The following is a 19788-nucleotide window of genomic DNA, read 5'->3' as shown; positions in this document are numbered from 1 at the left end:
ATTGTGACCAACAAAATTCAAAACAATGAGTAAGAAACTACTAACGACCCTTTGCTTTTTAGCAATGCTGGCCTTTCCGTTGGTGGCCCAGCAGACTGTCTCGGGCACCATTACCGGTGACGACGGAGAAACCCTGATCGGGGTCAACATCCTCGAAAAGGGGACGTCCAACGGGGTGCTTTCCGACTTGGACGGCAACTATTCCATTAAAGTAGCGGATGGGGCTACACTGGTTTTCAGCTACACTGGCTTTGAGACCCAAGAGGTGGAAGTGGGCAACCAAACAGCCATTGACATCACGCTTTCTGCCGGGGTCAACTTGGACGAAGTGGTGGTAACCGCTTTGGGCATCAAAAAAGAGAAGAAAGCCCTTACCTATTCCGTTTCGGAAGTATCCCCTGACGGATTCGCGGAAGCCCGGGAGACCAACGTGGTCAACTCCCTGGCCGGCAAGGTGGCTGGGGTGAACGTAGCCTCTACCGCTACAGGTGCAGGTGGCTCCTCCCGCGTGCTGATCCGGGGCAACAACTCCCTGTCCGGCTCCAATCAGCCGCTTTATGTTATCGATGGGGTGCCCATCGACAACACCAACTTGGGCTCTGCAGGCATGTGGGGCGGCGCTGACGGCGGCGATGGCATTTCTTCCATCAACCCGGAAGACATCGAAAGCATCTCTGTATTGAAGGGGGCTTCTGCAGCAGCCTTGTACGGCTACCGCTCTGCCAACGGTGTGATCCTGATCACGACCAAAAGCGGTGCAGCCCGCAAAGGCATCGGGGTAGAATTCAATACGCAGGTACGGACAGAGACCCTCAACAATACCTACGACTTCCAGCGGGAGTATGGCCATGGCCGCGACGGCCTCAAGCCTTCTACCGAAGCGGAAGCGCTGGCCAACGGCCTGTATGCTTGGGGAGCGCCGCTTGATGGCTCTAGTGTCATTCAGTTCGACGGTGTTTCCCGCCCGTACAGCGATGCCGGAGACAACGCCAGCCGTTTTTACCGCACCGGGCTCTCTTACATCAATACCCTGACGCTTTCTGGCGGCAACGACCGGGCGAACTTCCGCTTCTCGGCCTCCAACTTGGACAACGAGGACATCATGCCGAACTCTGGCCTGACCCGCCGCAACTTCACGCTGAACACCAACGCGAAGCTGGGCGAGCGCTTTACGACCAGCATCATGGCGATGTATGTCAACGAAAAAGCGCACAACCGCCCCCGGCTTTCTGACTCCCCGGGCAACGCCAACTACACAGCGCTTTCTCTTCCTGCAAGCATCAACGTAGAAGACCTCAAAGGCGATGCGGATAAGCTTGGCGCCAACGCTGATGGGACGGAGTTCCAGTTCAACGACAACGTTTTCGTCACCAACCCTTACTGGGCTGCGTACCAGTTTGAGAACGACAGCCGTAAGGACCGCCTCATGGGCAAGGCTCAAATTCAGTACGACATCACTGAAGACCTCTTCGCACGTGGCCGCATCGGCCTCGACCGCTTCACTTACCGGGCACGCAACCTGACACCGTTTGGCACCGCTTACAGCCCGAACGGCCAGATCAGCGAGACCACACGCGAGGTGCAGGAACTGAACACGGAGATCCTGTTGGGCTACAACAAAGACATCTCCGACAACCTTTCCCTCACCATCATGGCTGGCGGCAACCAACAGCGCAACTTTGATGAGACTTTGGGCGGCAGCGGCAGCAACTTCAACGTGCCTTTCCTCCACAGCATCAACAATACCGCCAACCGCAGCGTGACCTTCGGCTTCGGCGAGTACCAGGTGAACAGCTTGTACGGCTCTGCTGAAGTGGGGCTGATGCGCGCCATCTACCTGAGCGGTACTTACCGCAACGACTGGTTCTCTACCCTGACTGCCCCTGATGGCAGCGGAGAGAACAATCAGGGGTACTACTCCGCTGGCGTCGGTGTTGTCCTTTCTGACCTTATGGCACTGCCCCGCGCTATCGATTTTGCTAAAATCCGCGCGTCTTACGCCACTGGTTCTGGCCCGGGCGTAGCAGCACAGCCTTATCAGCTGGCGCTCACTTACGGCATCTTCGGCCAAGGCCACCTCGGCAATCCCCTGGGCTACATCACCAACGGATCTATCCCGAATGCGGCCCTCGTACCGCTTGTGACAAAGGAAATGGAGATCGGCTTTGACCTGCGCATGTTCACCGGCCGTCTGACCGCCGACTTCACTTACTACGACCGCGCTACAGAGGACGATATCATCAGCGCTGCTGTTTCCGCTACCTCAGGCTTTACGTCTAAAATTGTGAACATCGGCTCCATGTCCAACAAAGGGGTGGAACTGCTGTTGACCGGCACACCGGTCAAAAACGAGAACTTCAGCTGGGACATCAACTTCAACTTTGCCCACAACGAGAACCTCGTTGAGCGCCTCCTGACGCCTGAGGGCGACGAAGAGACCCTGCGCGCAGACGAAAGCCGTACGCGCAACGCTTACATCGAGCACGTGGAAGGCCTCCCTTACAGCCAAGTGGCTGGTTTTGCTTATCAGCGGGACGAAGCGGGCAACATCGTTGTCAACGCAGATGGCCTGCCACAGCAAGGCGAGTTCACTTACTTCGGCACAGGCGTTGCTCCAACTACCATGGGCATCGGAAGTGCGTTCAACTACAAAAACTTCAGCCTGAGCTTCCTGATCGACATGCGCATGGGCGGCAAAATTTACTCTGCGACCAATGCCTTCGCTTACACCCGCGGCCTGCACAAGAACACCCTGGAAGGGCGGGAAACAGGCATCGGCCCTATCGAAGCTGCTAACGTAGAAGACTACTACGGCCGCATCGGTGGAAGCATCACTGAGCAGTTCATCTACGACTCTGACTTCGCTAAGCTGCGCCAGGTCGTACTTTCTTACAACCTCCCACGCAGTGTCATCCAAAAACTGCCAGTTAGCGGCGTCTCCCTTAGCGTAGCAGCACGTAACCTGGCTATCCTTTGGAAGAAAGCGGAAAACATTGACCCAGAATCTACCTACAACGTATCCAATGCCCAAGGTCTGGAAATGTTTGGGGTGCCTTCTACCCGCACGGTTCAGTTCAACCTCGGCGTGAAGTTCTAAGCGATGCGCTTTCCGTTAATCTAAAAACTAAGAAACATGAAACTTCGATTCAAAAATATACTTCTCCTGGCGGTGGCGCTCCTGATGACCACAACCGCCTGCGACGAAGGGTTTGGCGAGCTCAATACCAACCCCAACGCCGCCAATGAGATCAACCCTAAGTTCCAGTTCACCTTCATACAGCTGCGCACCTCCGGTGAGCGCTATGAAAACTGGCGGGCCAGCCTCATCTATTCTTCCATGATGATGCAGCACATGGCAGCCCTGTGCAGCTACTGGACAGGCGACAAATACACCTACAACGCGGGTTACGCCTCTTCTTTGTTCGACCGTCAGTACGAGCAGGCTGTGCGCGATATGCAAGACCTGATCGTGACGCTGGAGAGCGGAGAGGCTGGCGATCAGACGATGCTCGGCATGGCACGCATCTGGCGCGTCGTGATCTTCCACCGCCTGACCGACCTCTACGGGGACGTCCCTTACTTCGAGGCTGGCAAAGGTTTCCTGGAAGGTGTTGACCGGCCTACCTTTGATGCTCAGGAAGCGATCTACATGGATATGCTCAACGAGCTGGAGCAGGCTGTAGCACAGCTGGGCGAGGGCGGATTTGAAGAAGCAGACCTCATCTACGGCGGCAATGTAGACCAATGGCGCCGCTTTGGCAACTCCATGATGCTGCGCTTGGGCATGCGGCTGTCTGAGGTGAACGCCTCAGAAGCTCAAAAGTGGGTAGAGAAAGCCATCCAAGGTGGCACCCTTCAGCCTGGCGACGATGCCTTCATTGAGCACACCAACGGGCCAGAAGGCATCAATATGAACGGCATAGGCGAAGTGCTCGACTTGGCTAATGGCTCTGCGGGCGAAAACTGCCCACGCATCAGCGAGACGTTCATCAACTGGATGAAAGACCACAACGATCCCCGCCTGACGGTTATCGCGAGCCCTGCCGTCAACACTGGCGAGTTCACAGGCCTGCCTAACGGGCTGGATAATACGACTATCCTCGACAACCCTACTGGCACAGACATCGAAGACTTTAGCAGGGTGAACCAGGCTATCGTCCGCGTATCCTCCCCTATGATGTTCATGACTGTAGCTGAAGCAGAACTGCTGCAGGCTGAAGCTGCTGTACGTGGCTGGGGCGCTTCCGATGCAGCCGGCCACTATGCCAATGGCGTACGTGCGGCCATGAAGCGCTGGGAAGTTTATGATGCCAGCCTCGCCATCAGCGATGCAGACATCGACGCCTACCTTGCGGCCAACCCTTTTGACAGCGGCGATGCCATGCGCCAAATCGGCGAGCAGTACTGGGCAGCGACTTTCCTCAACGAGTACGAGACTTTCGCCAACTGGCGCCGTACCGGCTACCCGGAGCTGACGCCCGTCAACTACCCTGGCAACGTGACTGGTGGCACTATCCCTGTGCGCCTCGTATTGCCACAGGGCGAGCTCAGCGTGAACCCGAATATGCAGGCTGCACTCAACAACCAAAGCCTGGGCACCGACTTTGCTACCCACATGACGATCCCCGTTTGGTGGGACCGCTAGCATGGCCAAAGCCAGCCGGCAATAAATTAGAATCTATTACTTTTTTACCAAGCTACTGAGTTTAAGGAGATGCCCCCGCAAGAAATTGTGGGGGCTTTTTTATGTGCCGGCCTGATCGGGGGCTTATTGGGGGCCTGCCCCTGCCATCGGGCAGGTGCCGCTATGCTACGGGGCTCGCTGTCCGCTCGGCCCTGTCGGGCTTGCCACCCCTGCGCAGCGCTAGGCCAATGCCAGGCTAAAGCCCGAAAAGCATCAGCGCCTGCGGCATTTGGGCTCACGCCTTTATTGGGAACTACAGCAGGCTAGTCCCGCACCTTGCGGCCTGCTTTGCGGAAGCTCTTCAAAAACTCGCTAAAGGAATCGAACTCTTTGCGGTAGCTGATGCCGGAGCCAATTTCCAGCCGGCTGCCCCCGCCGATATCGGGCTCGAGGCGCTGATAAATGCGCAGCTTGAGCGTACGGTCTCGGTTGAGGACATACTCAATGACCACGTCGTTGCCCACGAAAGTGCCACCCGACTCCGGCACCCTGGCATTATTGCCTATATCCACATTGCCGCCCACTAGGATGGTCAGCCGGTCGTTGAAAAACTCTTGGCGCAGCCGGACCTGGAATTCATCCCCCCGCCGGAAATTGGCATCGCTGCCGAAGTTCGTCTGATACTGGTTGTACGCGATGTCAAAATCAATGCCCGACAAAGCGCTCTGCTCTCCAAAAAACTCAGAAAACAGCTCTGTCAATAGCAAAGACAACTGATTGGAGATGAACTCGCTTACGGTATTATAAAAAATATCGGTGCCTTGTATGGCCAGGTCGGCTGGCAAAAACTGCCCGACCACAATGAGGCCAAAGACCTGCCGGTTCAGCTCGTTGGGGTCCTGTTTGAGGATACGCAGCTTACTGTCGGTCATTGTTTTCAGCCCCCCAGTCAGCTGCGGGAAGCTGATATCGAAATTGATGACCGGCTTGAGCAGGTCGCCGCGGAGGTCCATCGTAAGGTCAACATCAGTAGCTTGGCTAGCCCCTTGCCGAAGGTCTTCGGGCGCATCGATCAGGTACTCCTGTATGAAGTTGGCGACCGGAGTAGCCAGGCCAGAGTATTCGGCTTCGAGCTGTATCTGTGCTTCGAAGGGGTCTCCCGACCAGGTAATCACGCCGCCCCGCTTGATTTCGAAGTCTTTATTCACTACGTTGTACAACGTAAAGAGGTAGTCGCCCTCTTCTATAACATAATCGCCAAACATCTGGAACTCCCCGGTACGTGGCACCGAAATCCTGATATTCCCCCTCCCTTTCCCCCTAATGATATCGCCAGCCTGCTCGTCGAAGATGATCTCTCCACGGGCTTCTTCCGTGATGACGAGGTCCATTTCCAGGTCAACGCCGGCAGGCGCAGCCTGTGCCTTGCCGCCCTCCTCTGCTTCCTGCTTACGCTGAGTGAAGTTGATAAAATTGAGCTCGGAAGCCTCCGAGCCATAGCTGACCGGAATGACGAGGCGGGTCTCCCGCCCCACAGTGGCGTTGACGTAGATGTCAATTTTATTCATAGGGCCGTCAAACGCTACCCGGCCCTGCCCTAGGGCATGGCCATAGAACAGATCATTGTCTTCTTTGCCAGTATCTAGGGCAAGGAAGCGATCGGTCTCTAGCGTGGCCCTTAGCCCAAGGTTCTTGAGGTACTCATGGGTTACGCCCCCCTGCACCCTAGCTGTATTGCCGTATTTGTCGTAAACGACGGTGCCGGTGGCGTCGAACAGCCCATCTTGGGCATAAATGGTGCCTTCCGGGAAACGGTAGCGCGTTTTAAGAAAATCAATGGTGGTCGCTCCATTGCGCACGGCCACCGTCCCCCCAATGTGGGGCTCGCCTGGGAACCCGTAGATATCCAAGCGGGTATCAAAACGGCCCTCTGTGCCCGTAATAGTGCCTGCCAGCCAATATTCTGCGATATCCACAGGGAAGCTCGTGACATCAATGTCTATGTCAAAAAAACGGGCTTGGTTGCCTTGGGGGTAGAACGTTTGGAGGCCAGGGTTGTCCTGCGGATTGTAATACCCCTCTGCAATGAGCTGAGCAGTATCTTTGGTCAGTGCCAGATAGCCCCGGTAGGGGCTTTGCAAGTCTTTAGCAGAAGCATCGAGGCGCAGTGCGCCCCAGTCGTCTTCATTGACCCAAAAGGTATCTGCCCGGACGACCGCCTGCAGCCCTTTCATCTCGAAGATGTTATCTACTTCTGCGGTGAGGCTAAACGGCCCTCCGAAGTCCAGCTCGTTGTAGTCCCAAATTTCGTCTATAAAGCTGAAATCAAATTTCTCCATGGCCAACCGCAGCCCTTTCTGCCCTTTGGTCTCAAGCCGGATGGTACGCTCCTTGTTGGACAGCACAAAGTTTTCAGAAGAGATGTACCCCTTGCGGAAAATGATGTAGTTGTCGGCTTCGATAAGCCAGGGGGTCTCCAGCAGGATGAGGTTCGACTGATCGAACCGCAGCTGATAGTTGAGGCTGTCCGCCAGGAACAGCTGAGCATTCAAATTGAGGTTGTCTAGCAGCGCGAGCCCCTCTGACTGATAAGCCAGGGCAAGGTCTAGGGTATCCCGGTCCAAGTCTGCCAAGATACGGATAGGCGATAGGTAATGCTTATCGTTGAGCACGGGCTCGCTGACCATGAAACTGAGGGAGCCCGTACTGTCCTCCAAACGGGAGAACAGCCCTACCTCATTGAGCTGAATGTTGCCAAAACGGAATTGCGGGATGCTGGCAGAGACCAGTATGGAATCCCGCTCATTGTCAAAATACCCTTCCAGTTTGGCACCGGAAATACGGCCCAGCCGGGGTTCGAACAGCCCCAATATGCCTTTGGTATCCTTGATATCGACCCGGTAAAAAAAACGGTTCTCCCGCTCGTCCCTCCTCGGCGGCTGTAGGCCCAGGCGGTCAAAAAAGCCGGTATAGTTGCGCCTTAGATAGCCCATAAAAGCACCGGGAATGTCTTCGATATCAAAGTTGCCGCTCAGCTTCGCGTCCAGCAAGTCAGACGCCACAACAAACTGCTTTTCCCCGGAAGGGAGAAAGAAAGACCGGAAGCTGACACCTTCTACAAGGATGGTATCCACCCCACGGTGGAGGATGCGGAACCCTGCAACCTGCCCAGCCCCTTCCAGCTCAGACAAGCTGCTGTTGCGGAGGTCGAGGCTGAGGTCTCCCGAAAGCACCAGGTCTTTTTCGGACAAATTCAGGCGCTGCATGACCAAGCGGTTGACCGATGCATCAAAATTGAAAGCGGGCACTGTATCCGTAAGATCTACCTCGCCCTGGAACGAGAAATCGATATTCTCATCCTGGATGTTAAAATCCCCCTCAAACCGGTTTTTCTTAAGCACTCCTGTCAGGGTGGCATTTTCGTAATTGTAGCCCCGGTAGAGGAAGCTCCCGACCTCTGCGCTCAGGTCGGCACTAGCGCTTTCGGCGGTAAGCCCTACCCCATTGCGTACGCTGGAGGAGAAATTGACCAGGCCCAGGTCTTGGTTTTGGGCAAACCCGCCCAAGTCAAAGTCGATCAGGTCCAGGCTGCCACTGTAAGCTGCCCGTTCCCGCCCCCGGCTGAGGTTCTTGATCTGCATGTCCATCCGTGCGCCCCCCAGAGCAGTCTTAAGCTCCCCGTAGGCAATATAATCTGAGAAGAACACGTCGAAACTGCCGGTAAAATAGAGCCAGCCCAAGCGGTTGAAAGCCTCGGGAGGGTTGAACTGTGGGAAAAGCTGCCGCAGGGTGCGCATATTGGTCCTAAGCTCCCTCAGGCGCAAGTTGATGGTCCGGAAATCGGGGGAAGTCAGGTCTCGGGTGCTCAAGTTGCCCTGTGCCACGAAGTTGCGGTTCTCCAGGGCGATGTACATATCCCGTGCATCAAGGTTGTTGACGGTCCCCTTTATCAGCCCATCCACATAAAGGCTGCGCTCGCGGTTGGCGGTAAAGAATGCGTTGCCCTCAAGCCCCGGTGCAAAGGTCATAATGTCGTCGAGGGTGACGGAAGCATTATTGAGGCGGGCCTCCATCCGGACTTCATCCGGGAATGACTTAAAGTCTTCGTAGGTGTCGTAATCGAAAAACAAGGTATCCCCAATTTCGCTATTGGGGGTAGCGAGGTTCAGGCCATAAAGCCGCAGGCCGTGGTTCCATACCCTGCCCCAGCTAACGGAAAGCTCATTGAGGACAAACCCGCTGAGGTCGCGCAGGTTGAAGGCTTCAATACGGCCTTCGAAATCGAGGCTGTCTGAACAAAAGGACATGTCCCGGAAAGCAATATTGATATCGAAAACGTCCATGTGCTGGTAGTCCAGCATATCAGCGGGTGTTGTCTTGACGGGTGCGTTGCGCCAGTTGTGGAGGGAGAATTTGCCACCGGCCACGTCAATGGCTTCGGCTGTGATATACAGGGGCTGCACAGGAGCTGATGCCGCATCGGCAATGGCCGCGGAGGGTTGGGCCTCGGGGGCAAAAAAGGCGATAGAATCCGCTTCAGAAATTTTGCGCTCGTACTCATCCAGCCGGATGTAAGGGCCCTTGAGGGTGATTTTTTTGGCGTGGATGGTTTTTTGAGGCAAGTTGAAGGACTCGAAAGTAGCCTCGCCCTCTGCAAGGTACATTTCGTGCCGCTGCCCCCAATCTTCGTCCTGTTTCAGAAAGCGGACACGAGAAAGGGACAACCGTTCTACCCCTAGCCTGAAGGGGCGCTTCGCTGCCGTTGTGCCCACGGTATCGGCCGGGGGGGACAACCGGCCGAGCAAGGTTTGGATGTTGTTCTGTGCCGTCCCCACTTTTTTGCGCAAATTGACCGTAGCGCTGTCTAGAGCCAGCTCTTCCACCACCAGCCCCTGCCTGGCTAAGACGACAGGGTTGATGTTGAAGTTGACGTAAAGCCGGCGGCTGTAAACTGCGGTATCTCCAGGCGTCAGGTCTTCGATGTAGAAATTTTCCAGGATAAGGCGATTGAGGAAGCGCACGTTCAGGCGGTCAATGGTGACGGTAGTCTGCAGGGCATTGCTCAGCGAACGGGTCACTTTGCCGGCAATCCAGTTTTGTACTGCAGGCACCTGGAGCATGCCCATCAGCAAAAGCAGCAGCAAAGCCAGGCTAAGGAGCAAGCGCTTTAGCCAGTGCCAGGCCCTGCCAGCCCAAGACCGCTTTTGCGCCGCCCCGCCTGTTTCTTGCTCTGCTTTTGGTTCTTCCATGCGTTTCGCTAACATTTGGCAGGCTCCAGCCTGTGACAGCGCACAGGTTTGCCCACCCTATACAACTCCTATCAACGGGTTTTTCTCTGCCTTAGCTACAGTTTAACGTCCTTTTAATGCGGAAGGCTATCCCGAAGGAACTCATAAGCCCGGCGCTCGGTCCAATACTGCCCATCTTTGCTGCGGGTTACAAACCCGACGTGGCCGCCCCAGTTTGGCACCTCAAGGTGGAAAGCGCGGTGCCCCTCGGCCAGCTCCCAAGGGTAGCAGGACTCGCTCAGGAAGGAATCGTCTTTGGCATTCACCAAAAGGGCCGGATGCCGGATGCTCGGGATGAAGTGTATGCTGCTGCTGCTCACCCAATAATCTTCAGCATCGCGGAAGCCGTGTATAGGTGCGGTGAACTGATCGTCAAAGTCGATAAAATTGCGGGGCATGCGCGCAGGCAGTTTGATGCGCCCGGGGAAGCGCGCTGCCTTTTCCTTCATCTTATCATTGAGGGTGACCAGGAAGCGCTGACGGTACTGCCAATTGTAGAGCTTATCAATTTCCGTATTGGCCGAAAGGACGTCGCAGGGCACAGAAAACGCCACGCCCCCCACCAGTTCTTTGGGGTATTCATTGCCTTCGCCCAAGTACTTGAGCACTACGTTGCCGCCAAGGCTGAACCCGATCAGCCCGACGTGGCGGTAACGGCCAGTGCCCAGAGCATGGGCGATGATGTGCTGCAGATCAGCAGTTTCTCCGATATGATAGGAGCGCAGCGCCCAGTTCGGCTCTCCGCTGCAGCCCCGGAAATTCACGCCCAGGGCGTCCCATCCCCGCTCATTGAAGTAACGGGCCATGCCACGGATATACGGGCGGTCTGCAGAACCTTCCAGGCCGTGCAATACGATGACCAGCTTGTCGTGCCCTTCCACAGACCAGTCCAGGTCCAGAAAGTCTTTATCGGGGGTGGAGATCCGCTCCCGCTCATAAGCTACGCCATCGACCCGGCGGAAAAAGGCCGGATAGATGGTATTGACGTGGCGGTTGCGGAACAGCCCGCGGACTTTGTAGGAAGAAGAGTTGACGACTGGCATAAAAGACAAATGGTTTTGCGAAAAAAGTAACAGGCTGGAAAATCCAGTGCAAAGATAACAGCCCCATACACTATTTTACGGGGTTAAGGGAGCGAATGTTCAAGTTCAATTGCAGGACGTTATCCCCCAAGCGGCGCTCATAGCCTTCGAGGGCACGGCGGGCATGGCCCAAATCTGTAAAAATCAGGCCAAAATAGAGGGCATAACCGTTCTCGAGCTCATCGAAGCAGCCCAGCCAGACGGCACTTGCCGTAAACCCATAAGACTCCAGCGTGGCTACCCTCGACATAGCGGCTGTGAACGAAGCGTATACCCCTTCCTGTACGATATACCCGACTTCGTCCAGTGGGCGGATGCGGGAACAATCATAAACGGTAGCCTGGCTGGCGATGAAGGCTTCTATGGGAGAAGCGCCTTGGCTTTTAGCAACAGGCCTGGCCGGCTCAGGCTGCAGCTGTGGGCCGAGGTACGCCTGCAGGTCGCTGCGGATGGGGTAAGGCCATACCAAGGGCGTATCTATCCTGAACTCCAGGGGCTGCGTATACTGTTCATTGCGCTGACGGGCAAGGGCCACCCGCTCTTGGTACGCTTCTTCGCTCTCTACAATCCGGGTAACGGCTTTTTGAGACTGAAGGTACAACAGCCCGGCTGCGAGCAAGGCCGACAGCAAACATACCAAAGCCTGATACTTGTACTGCTGCTGAAAGCGCTTGAGATTCTCGGCATCGAACTGCCGCAGCCATGCGGGCAGGTTGCCTGCTTCAAACAAGCGGTTGACATCAGCTTGGGAGAGGAGCTGTACGTTCCTGCGTTTGCTCTTGAAGGTATCCGTCCGCGAAGGGGTCATCAGCAGGCGGGGCTCCTGACGGTTTTTCAAGACCAATAGGCCGATGCCATGGTAACGGCACTGATTCTGCAATTCCAAGAAGTAGGGGTCGCGTTCAAAATCTGTGAACACCCCCTCCCCCAAGGCGATCCACTGCTCATTGGCATAATAGCGCTTGAACTGCTCTATGGCATAGATGTAGCGGTACCTTCTGTGCCAGCCGATGAGGAAACGGTAGGTGGCCAGCCCTGCGGAAAAAACCGCAATCAGCAGGGCGATACTGCCGGTGAGGGTCAGCTCGGCCACGGTCAGCACAGCAGCCTGGTGCGCCCAGAAGAGGAGGGCAAGGGCCGTGATGGCCGACAAAGCGGCAGCATCCCACCACATCAGCCCCGGCTGTTTCCGGAACCGTACCTCCCCTTGGCGGTCTATCGCAGTCGCCTCGAAGGTAGCCCGGAAGAGCTCCCCGTTTTTCTGGGTAAAAGCGTAGAGCCCGTCGGCTACAATCCCCCCTTCCCCCCTTACATCTACCGTAAGCGTAGCAGCCCCCTGCCGCTCCCGGAACCGGTAATGGTGCTTCAGAAAACGGAGCGTGGCCCGTTTCACCTCCTGCTCGGTCATATATTCCAACTGCATCAGGCTTCTTCTAGGGCTTTCCAGAGTGAAATGACATCAACGGCGGCCTTGACGTCGTGCACCCGGAGCAGGCGGGCGCCCTGCTGAAGGGCGGCCATGTTCAGGGCAGCCGTGCCCGGCAGGGCGCTTTGGGCGTCGCCCCCCGTTACTTTGTAGATCATAGATTTACGGCTCAGCCCAGCCAAAACCGGCACTTCCGGCACCTGAAAAGCGTGCAGGCGCTTCAGCAGGGCATAATTGTGGGCAACCGACTTGCCGAAGCCAAAGCCGGGGTCCACAATAATATCCTTCACCCCAAGAGCCCTAAGTTTCCCGATTTCAGCAATCAAGAAATCCAGCACTTCCTGCACCACATCGGCGTATGCCGGCTGCTCCTGCATTGTCTTGGGGCTGCCTTTCATGTGCATAAGGATGTAGGGCACACCGAGCTCTGCCACCGTAGCATAGAGCGCATCATCAAAAGCGCCCGCTGAGATGTCGTTGATCATATGCGCACCTGCGGCCACCGCAGCTCTTGCCACTTTTGAGCGGATGGTATCCACACTGATGATAGCTTCCGGGAATGCTCGGCTTACGGCTTCCACAACGGGGAGGACCCGCTTCAGCTCCTCCTCCGGAGAGATCAGCTCTGCGCCCGGGCGGGAGGACATGCCGCCCACATCGATGATGGCCGCCCCCTCGTTCAACATTTGGGCAGCCTGCTTTACCGCCTGATCGAGGTGGCGAAAGCGGCCCCCATCGTAGAAGGAATCGGGCGTGACATTGAGTATCCCCATCACTTGAGGCGTTTGGAGGCTGAGCAGCCTCCCTTTGCAATTTAAAGTCAGTCGAGGATTGAGCATGGAAGTACATTTTGTGGGCCCGCTTCTACAGCTGCAAAGGTAAGGAATCTAAAGATATCCCTTAGCAGAACCTCTGATCAGGGGCAGCTGCAGAAAATGGCCTGCTGTGCTCAACCTTCCCTCCTATCTGATGGTTAGGCAGTCAGTACAGGGGGGAGCGAAACAGAACACCGCTGTCGTTCATGCTTTTGGGGCTTCAGCCTGGCATTGGCCTAGCGCTGCGCAGGGGTGGCCGAAGGCCAGACCCGACGCCTGTAGGGCGAGGGGCCGAGCGGACAGCGAGCCCCGGAGCATAGCGGCGCCTGCCATCGGGCAGGGGCAGGCCCCATCAAAAAAATAACGATCGGGTTTGCGCCCATACCAAGCATTGCCCTGCTGCCCGAAGAACATTCAATTGGACAACCACTTTTCCTTATGCGTACCTTGCTCACTGCCGCTTTGCTACTGCTCATACTTTTTGCCTGTCAGCGCTACCGGGAACTGCCCGGCACCCGGACAGACGACAGCTGGAAAGTAAAGCGCATTGCCGCCTCTGCCCAACAAACAGGGGGCGACCCCGAAGCCGGTTATGCTTTCATAGGCAGCGGCGCTTATATTGGCAGCGGCGTACCGTATGATTTTTTCAAAAAACGCCTGCCCAACAAGCCCGATTCAGTGCTACTGCGCGAGGGCAGGAACGGCAGCCTGCCCTATGCACTGAGCGTTTTCCCTGCTGCGGAAAATGGCGTGCCCGTACTGAGCGGAAATTGTTTCACCTGCCATGCCGGCCGGATCAACGGGGAGCTGTTGCCTGGCTTGGGCAACAGCTATTCCGCCTTCCAGAAAAGCTTCAAACCGCTTGCCAAGGCCATGAAAGTGGGCATGAGCTTGAAGTACAAAAAATCGGACCCGGAGTGGGAGGCCTATGAAGACTTCGCCCGTTACTTTGCCGCTATGGCCCCTTACATTCAGACCAATCAGCCGGGGGCCAACCCTGCCTTCCGGCTGGCAGAGGCTTGCATGCGGCAGCGGGACCCCGTTGACCTGACTTGGAAAGAAGCCCCCAACTACCCTATGATGGCGTATACCATTGCCACAGATGTGCCCCCCCTATGGCACGTCAAAAAGAAAAACGCCCTCTACTACAATGGCATAGGGCGGGGCGATTTTACCAAGCTGCTCTTTCAAGCCTCCGTGCTAGGCATACCAGACAGCACCGCCGCGCGGCAAGCGATCATTGGGTTTAAAGATGTGCTGGCCTGGCTGCAAGAGCTTGAGCCCCCACCCTACCCAGGCCCTATCGATGCGCCCTTGGCCGCTCAGGGGCGGGCCCTTTTTGAAGAGCACTGCAGCGGCTGCCACGGCACCTACGGGGCCGTAGAAACCTACCCCAACAAGCTGATATCCCTCAGCCTGGTCGGCACGGACCCCATGTACGCCAACTATGCCTTCAACAGCGGCATTGTGGAATGGTACAACAGCAGTTGGTTCGCCCAATCGGCCCCCCGTTCTTACTTTCAGCCAGAGCTGGGCTATATGGCACCGCCCCTCGATGGCATTTGGGCTACTGCGCCCTATCTGCACAACGGCAGTGTGCCCACAGTGGATGCGCTCCTTAACAGTAAAGCCCGCCCAGTCCTGTGGGAGCGCACGGGCGATAGCCATGATTACGACCACAATGCCCTGGGGTGGAGGTATACCTCACCCAAAGAAGCCAAGGGGGAATGGGCTTTTGATACCCGCCTGCCAGGCTACAGCAATCAAGGCCATACCTTTGGGGACGAACTGAGCCCTCGAGAGCGCAGCGCAGTGATTGAATATTTAAAGACCCTGTAGCGCGCTGCCCCAGCGTGAACCTCGTAGGCATGACCTGCTGTTAATTAGATTTTCCAAAATATACGCAAAACAGTGTTCTGATTGCGCTGCGGCGAAGGTAAAACCTGCGCAAAACGGAGTTTTGATAATGATACGGCGTAGGCGAAACCTACGCCGGACGGCGGGAGGATCACGCGCTGTTTCTGGAGCGGGCGCACAGCTGTGGATAAGGAGGTGCAGGACGGGCAAGAGCAAGAGGAAATGCAGCCGGGTGTTGAGCATAAGGTGGATTTTGAGAAGTTCAGGGCTTGTTTGGAGTGGTTTTACATTGAAAATCTAGGGTTTATATCGAATGGCATTGCCTGCAGGCGGGCATCAAGCGTTGGATTGGCAATGGGGCCGAGCTTCAGATATGCGCTAAGATGTGGGGCACAAACCAGATTGTCGTTTTTTTAAGGGGCCTGCCCCTGCCAGCGGGCAGGTGCCGCTATGCTCCGGGGCTCGCTGTCCGCTCGGCCCCTCGCCCTACAGGCGTCGGGTCTGGCCTTCGGCCACCCCTTCGCAGCGCTAGGCCAATGCCAGGCAAGTGCCTTAAGCCATAAATCTATGATACTTAAGTTGAAGTTATTTTCCGGCTAATCAAGGCGAAGGTTCGCGACTTTAGCCCGAGCTAAAGGAGTGGTTCTTTAACGAAGAGTAGGCGGAAAAGAACGAAACTTGGGGTGGCAAGGATTTATGGCTTGAGGCACTAGTGCCTCAAGTCATATACTTCTGATACTTAAGTTGAAGTTATTTTCCGGCTAATCAAGGCGAAGGTTCGCGACTTTAGCCCGAGCTAAAGGAGCGGTTCTTTAACGAAGAGTAGGCAGAAAATAACGAAACTTGGGGTGTCAAGGGTTTATGGCTTGAGGCACTAGAGCCCGGAAAACATAAACGCCTGCGATAATTTGGTTTACGCCCAACTTGGTAGCGCGCAAGAGAAGTTTTTTGGGGGGGATAGCAAGATACTGCCCTCAACAGAAGCGGACACCAAACTGCCGGCTGTGCTGGAAGTTTCGCTGCATGATTTGGTAGGGATCGCCCAAATGCAGGTCCTCGACAAAAGCCTCCTGAGGCGGGTGCTAACATAGTATCTCGCATCCTGTATCCTGGTCTTAAGCTCGCGCAGCACTGCCTGTAAAATCGCCCGGTCTCCAAGGCACCTTGTCTTCTTTTCCGTCGGCGAGAGGGACGGATATCATAAGGCGCGCAGGGACGATTTATCAAATTGAGAATTGCTGGGCACCCACACAAATTCACATAGAGCCAGAAAAATTCAGTCCATAATGTAAAAAGCCCCACCGTATTGGTGAGGCTCTTTATTTCAGTCTATTACCTTATAATGCCAGCAGTTATCAAAACTTAAATAGCCTTCCTTTTCTTCTTCACAACTTTTCAACAACCTCACATCAGGATATATAGCCAATTCTAACCTATCAGGGTTTTTATAAAATAAGTTTGATACTTGCAAGCGATAAAATTCCTCTAATAATTGCGGAGGTAAATCATCTTTCCTTAGGCTTTCTGAATGAAATATAGGTTTACCGTTTTCAAACTTTACCTTTCCTCTTAAAGCTTTATAACCGCCTATTCGACAGTTTGGATAAAACTCTATATGATATTCCTCTCTGTAGTTTTTTCGATTTTGGTTCCATTGTAGAATATTGAAACACTTGAACATTTCAAAATCAACGTCTTTTTTTTTATTGTAAAAATCCTCTGCCTTTTCCAAACCATTAGTAGATTTAGAGCCAAAACAGCCGAGCATCAAAAATATTAATGTTACTAAAATGACCTTCTTTTCCATTGCATCTGTTTTGCGTATTGTCTACCTAATTGTATAGAATATTGGTCATCTCTGGTATCTAACTGTCCTTCATTAAGTAAAGCATCAGTATTTGCTCCAATTTTTGCTATGAAATTAGGGATACCCCAAAATTTTGTAGTTGCTCCCCATAAAAAGTTTCCATAGTTCCTAAAATCATGACCAACATATTCTCCATTCTTATTTTCTGTTAAGAATAAAGTTGATTGTCTATCTAATAATGAACCCTTCGCAGAAAAATCAATGGGCGCATCAAACCCCCTGCTTTTTGTCCAAAGCTGTACTAAAGCTCCAGGATTTGGGTCAAAAACACCTGCATTCATTAATTCCCCTTGAATATCAAATTTCCCAACTATTTCAACCCTATCAATATAGTTTTGACCATTTTCATCAAATGGTAATCCTATTTCTTCGAGTTGGGCTGGTGTAACAAGTAAACTTGGAAAATTTTCAGGGTCTGCAAAAGTAAACTCAACATCAAACCCTTGTCCCTGATAGTCACGAATTAAACCTACGTCCTCTCCAGGAGCTTCTATCACCTCTCCCGAAAATGTTCCGTCAGAGTTAAACACATAGATATCTTCTGGTGCACGTCCATCAGGGTCTATGAACCGAATCGGATTATCAAAGCCATAAGTATAGCCACTCCATGACGGCATCGTCTCTGCCAACGGATCCACCCCACTCCACCTACCGCTGCCCGCATCATACCACCGCGCCCCATAATCCGACAGGCCGGAGGCCGGGTCCCAGGATTTGCCGTTGTAGCGGTACAAGTGGGCAGGCGCAGGTTCGTCACGCCCTATCCCCTGCAGCTGCAGCCCGAAGGGGTAGTACCATAGCCGCTGCATCACCTCCCCGGCCCCAGGGCCGCTGCCTTCTGCCGCGATTTGACCGTCTTCGTCTGCATCCCTGAACAGCACCGTGGTGTTGCCCAGGTGGCCGGGCAGGCGGTAGCCCGCTTCGCTTAGGGTGCGGTGGGGCAGGTGCTTTTCAATGAACTTGGAAGGGGAAGATAGGGTTTTTTGGGGGAGATTGGAGCGGGTATACGGCCAGTAAATACGAACGCGACGAGATGCCCCCTCGATCGAGGCGGCTAAAAAACTGGCGAAGATTTTGGATGCTGCCGTGGGCTACCTGCTTGGCGAGACCGACAGGGCGGACTTGTTCAAAGGCCCTGCTATGTTACAGCGGCTACAGGATATTTTAAACCTGCCTTCCAAAGAAAAAGAGTGCCTGCTGATGACCGTGGACCATTTTATCAAGGCCGCTAAGATTAATTTGACATGAAAAAGCCTCACTGTGTGGCGAGGCAAGGTTTCAGTTTTTCCGAAAAAAAGACTTAAGTGAAACAGGTATTACTCCTTTTTCACTTCCTCCTCAACACTTTTAATTAGGTTGTGTATAAAAGCCCTCATTTCAAAAGGTAATCTGCCATCTAAGCCAAATGTCTTAACAGCAAATGATTCATCGTTCAAGACTATAAACAACTCATATTCTCTTGCATGTGAAACCCCTACATTATATATTCTATTCATCTGTTCTCTTTTCAACCTCCCCCCCAGCTTTGCCAAGTAATCTATTGATTCTAAAGGGATAAATCCTTTTCTGCTTTCTTCCAGTTCAGAGTGGTACAGATTAAACTCGCCAGATTCCTCCACTTTAAATCCCATAGACAAACTTCTTTCGTATTTCACTTGTAAATCAACGTATTGAAACCTCAAGCCCATACCTGTATCTGACTGATTGAAACATTGGTTCTCGATACATAACTTTTTTTGGGCAAGTTTATAATCAACCGTATCCCCCTCTATCACCATTTTATCTTCCTTGATCTGAAAATAAAGAAAATTTCTTTGTGGCCAGCGCTCCTCATCGGAAAAGCCTAGTGGATATTCCAAAAGGGTATCTGTTATATATATTTTCTCCTTATAACTATAAGGGTAATCATATATAAACATCGCTCGTAGTTTTGAAGGCAAAGGCTTTTCAATTTCATTGCTATTGAGGCTCCATTCTCCTTGAATACCTCTTTTTTCCTCATTACAGCCAAGAAGCATCAATAATAAAAAGCATAGACTGACTTTATACCTTCTAGTGTTCATTGATAAATTTTTGAAGAGAATTTCTGTATTCCAAAGTTGTTAATTGAAGGGACCTACTATATCTTGAATTGTTAAGAATTTCTCTATATATATTTACATGAGTCGCATTATCATCGCCTCGAAATCCACGCTGACCATGCAATGGTTCATGAACCCCCAAAATATTTATTGCATTCCCCGAATCTCCCATATACCAGAGACTCTGTGTGCCTTTTCTCATACCGCTTTTATATTCTGTCCGACTTGCAGAATGAACAAAAGCAGCGATATACATCTTACCTGCAGGATGATCTGAATTCGCAATTATCACCCGTTTATCGAGTGCATCTGAACTCGGAAAATATCCCGGGTTTACCCATATCTTTCCTCCTGAAAGGGATGACATATCAATATCGATAATCCCGGCATCATTAGCTGCGCCCAAAAGGTTAGTGAAGACTTTTGATAAAAACGCTCTGTCCTCTGGCGTTTTCAAGTCAAAATCATTGGCAACATAATTATCTAAGGTTTGTGCATGCGGACTAAACTCAGCCCATTTCATCACTTGGCCATGATCCAAAGTTTCTTCACCGTTTTTTGTCAAGAGGTTGTATTTATCTTCATCCATAATGACAATATCCCCTTCAAAGCCTTTAGAGTCTGTCCCCAAAAACTTTCCATCCCTACCAAATATCGGGCTGTCCAGCGCCCCGTCGGGGTCTATCCTCAAAATCGGGTTGTTCTGGACATAGTTGTACGGTGTCATCCATGCGCGCTCCTCTGCCAA

Annotated in this window: 11 protein-coding genes and 1 pseudogene; 4 read left to right on the top strand and 8 right to left on the bottom strand. The window is 53.4% G+C overall.

Annotated elements, in window-relative coordinates; genetic code table 11:
* Positions 1–25: 25 nt before the first annotated feature.
* On the top strand, positions 26–3097 hold the full coding sequence (locus FRY97_RS15945) for a SusC/RagA family TonB-linked outer membrane protein (protein ID WP_147168558.1): 3072 nt from the start codon (positions 26–28) through the stop codon (positions 3095–3097).
* Between the two features lie 36 nt (positions 3098–3133).
* Complete coding sequence (locus FRY97_RS15940; RefSeq protein ID WP_147168557.1) at positions 3134–4645, top strand: SusD/RagB family nutrient-binding outer membrane lipoprotein; 1512 nt, start codon at positions 3134–3136, stop codon at positions 4643–4645.
* 302 nt (positions 4646–4947) lie between these two features.
* On the opposite strand, the gene FRY97_RS15935 is transcribed toward FRY97_RS15940, so the two are convergent.
* The 4 genes from FRY97_RS15935 to folP form a co-directional block, all read right to left on the bottom strand.
* Positions 4948–9873, bottom strand: coding sequence for a translocation/assembly module TamB domain-containing protein (locus FRY97_RS15935; protein WP_170254688.1), 4926 nt, complete (start codon positions 9871–9873; stop codon positions 4948–4950).
* Between the two features lie 113 nt (positions 9874–9986).
* The gene (locus FRY97_RS15930; protein WP_147168555.1) at positions 9987–10955 is read right to left on the bottom strand and encodes a YheT family hydrolase; all 969 of its coding nucleotides are present in this window, start codon (positions 10953–10955) and stop codon (positions 9987–9989) included.
* A 70-nt stretch (positions 10956–11025) separates the two neighbouring features.
* Positions 11026–12417, bottom strand: a complete 1392-nt coding sequence (locus tag FRY97_RS15925) for a hypothetical protein (protein WP_147168554.1) — start codon at positions 12415–12417, stop codon at positions 11026–11028.
* Complete coding sequence (folP, locus tag FRY97_RS15920; protein ID WP_147168553.1) at positions 12417–13259, bottom strand: dihydropteroate synthase; 843 nt, start codon at positions 13257–13259, stop codon at positions 12417–12419. Before folP ends, FRY97_RS15925 begins: the two co-directional genes overlap by 1 nt.
* Before the next feature lie 414 nt (positions 13260–13673).
* Between folP and FRY97_RS15910 the strand changes: the two genes are divergently transcribed.
* Complete coding sequence (locus FRY97_RS15910; RefSeq protein WP_147168551.1) at positions 13674–15074, top strand: c-type cytochrome; 1401 nt, start codon at positions 13674–13676, stop codon at positions 15072–15074.
* 1342 nt (positions 15075–16416) lie between these two features.
* On the opposite strand, the gene FRY97_RS15905 is transcribed toward FRY97_RS15910, so the two are convergent.
* On the bottom strand, positions 16417–16899 hold the full coding sequence (locus tag FRY97_RS15905) for a hypothetical protein (protein ID WP_147168550.1): 483 nt from the start codon (positions 16897–16899) through the stop codon (positions 16417–16419).
* Entirely contained in the window at positions 16878–17768 is an 891-nt protein-coding gene (locus tag FRY97_RS15900) for an RHS repeat-associated core domain-containing protein (RefSeq protein WP_147168582.1), read from the bottom strand. The genes FRY97_RS15905 and FRY97_RS15900 overlap by 22 nt, the downstream gene beginning before the upstream one ends.
* Positions 17769–18033: 265 nt before the next feature.
* Here FRY97_RS15900 and FRY97_RS15895 point away from each other — a divergent pair, with 265 nt between their 5' ends.
* On the top strand, positions 18034–18207 hold the full coding sequence (locus FRY97_RS15895) for a hypothetical protein (RefSeq protein WP_211356891.1): 174 nt from the start codon (positions 18034–18036) through the stop codon (positions 18205–18207).
* 68 nt (positions 18208–18275) lie between these two features.
* Here FRY97_RS15895 and FRY97_RS15890 read toward each other — a convergent pair whose 3' ends face one another.
* Both FRY97_RS15890 and FRY97_RS22435 read right to left on the bottom strand, forming a co-directional pair.
* Complete coding sequence (locus FRY97_RS15890; RefSeq protein WP_147168548.1) at positions 18276–19022, bottom strand: hypothetical protein; 747 nt, start codon at positions 19020–19022, stop codon at positions 18276–18278.
* A pseudogene (locus FRY97_RS22435) lies at positions 19012–19788 on the bottom strand (hypothetical protein); the annotation flags it as partial. The pseudogene FRY97_RS22435 and the gene FRY97_RS15890, both read right to left, overlap by 11 nt.

This window comes from Phaeodactylibacter luteus (assembly GCF_007993045.1).
Lineage (GTDB): Bacteria > Bacteroidota > Bacteroidia > Chitinophagales > Saprospiraceae > Phaeodactylibacter > Phaeodactylibacter luteus.
This window is presented reverse-complemented; position numbering and strand designations above follow the sequence as displayed.

Bases quoted from the DNA above. Each gene is read 5' to 3' on its own strand.
- FRY97_RS15930 (WP_147168555.1), bottom strand. From the start codon at position 10,955: ATGCCAGTCGTCAACTCTTCTTCCTACAAAGTCCGCGGGCTGTTCCGC.
- FRY97_RS15940 (WP_147168557.1), top strand. From the start codon at position 3,134: ATGAAACTTCGATTCAAAAATATACTTCTCCTGGCGGTGGCGCTCCTG.
- FRY97_RS15910 (WP_147168551.1), top strand. From the start codon at position 13,674: ATGCGTACCTTGCTCACTGCCGCTTTGCTACTGCTCATACTTTTTGCC.
- FRY97_RS15900 (WP_147168582.1), bottom strand. From the start codon at position 17,768: ATGCAGCGGCTATGGTACTACCCCTTCGGGCTGCAGCTGCAGGGGATA.
- FRY97_RS15890 (WP_147168548.1), bottom strand. From the start codon at position 19,022: ATGAACACTAGAAGGTATAAAGTCAGTCTATGCTTTTTATTATTGATG.
- FRY97_RS15905 (WP_147168550.1), bottom strand. From the start codon at position 16,899: ATGGAAAAGAAGGTCATTTTAGTAACATTAATATTTTTGATGCTCGGC.
- FRY97_RS15935 (WP_170254688.1), bottom strand. From the start codon at position 9,873: ATGGAAGAACCAAAAGCAGAGCAAGAAACAGGCGGGGCGGCGCAAAAG.
- FRY97_RS15925 (WP_147168554.1), bottom strand. From the start codon at position 12,417: ATGCAGTTGGAATATATGACCGAGCAGGAGGTGAAACGGGCCACGCTC.
- FRY97_RS15945 (WP_147168558.1), top strand. From the start codon at position 26: ATGAGTAAGAAACTACTAACGACCCTTTGCTTTTTAGCAATGCTGGCC.
- folP (WP_147168553.1), bottom strand. From the start codon at position 13,259: ATGCTCAATCCTCGACTGACTTTAAATTGCAAAGGGAGGCTGCTCAGC.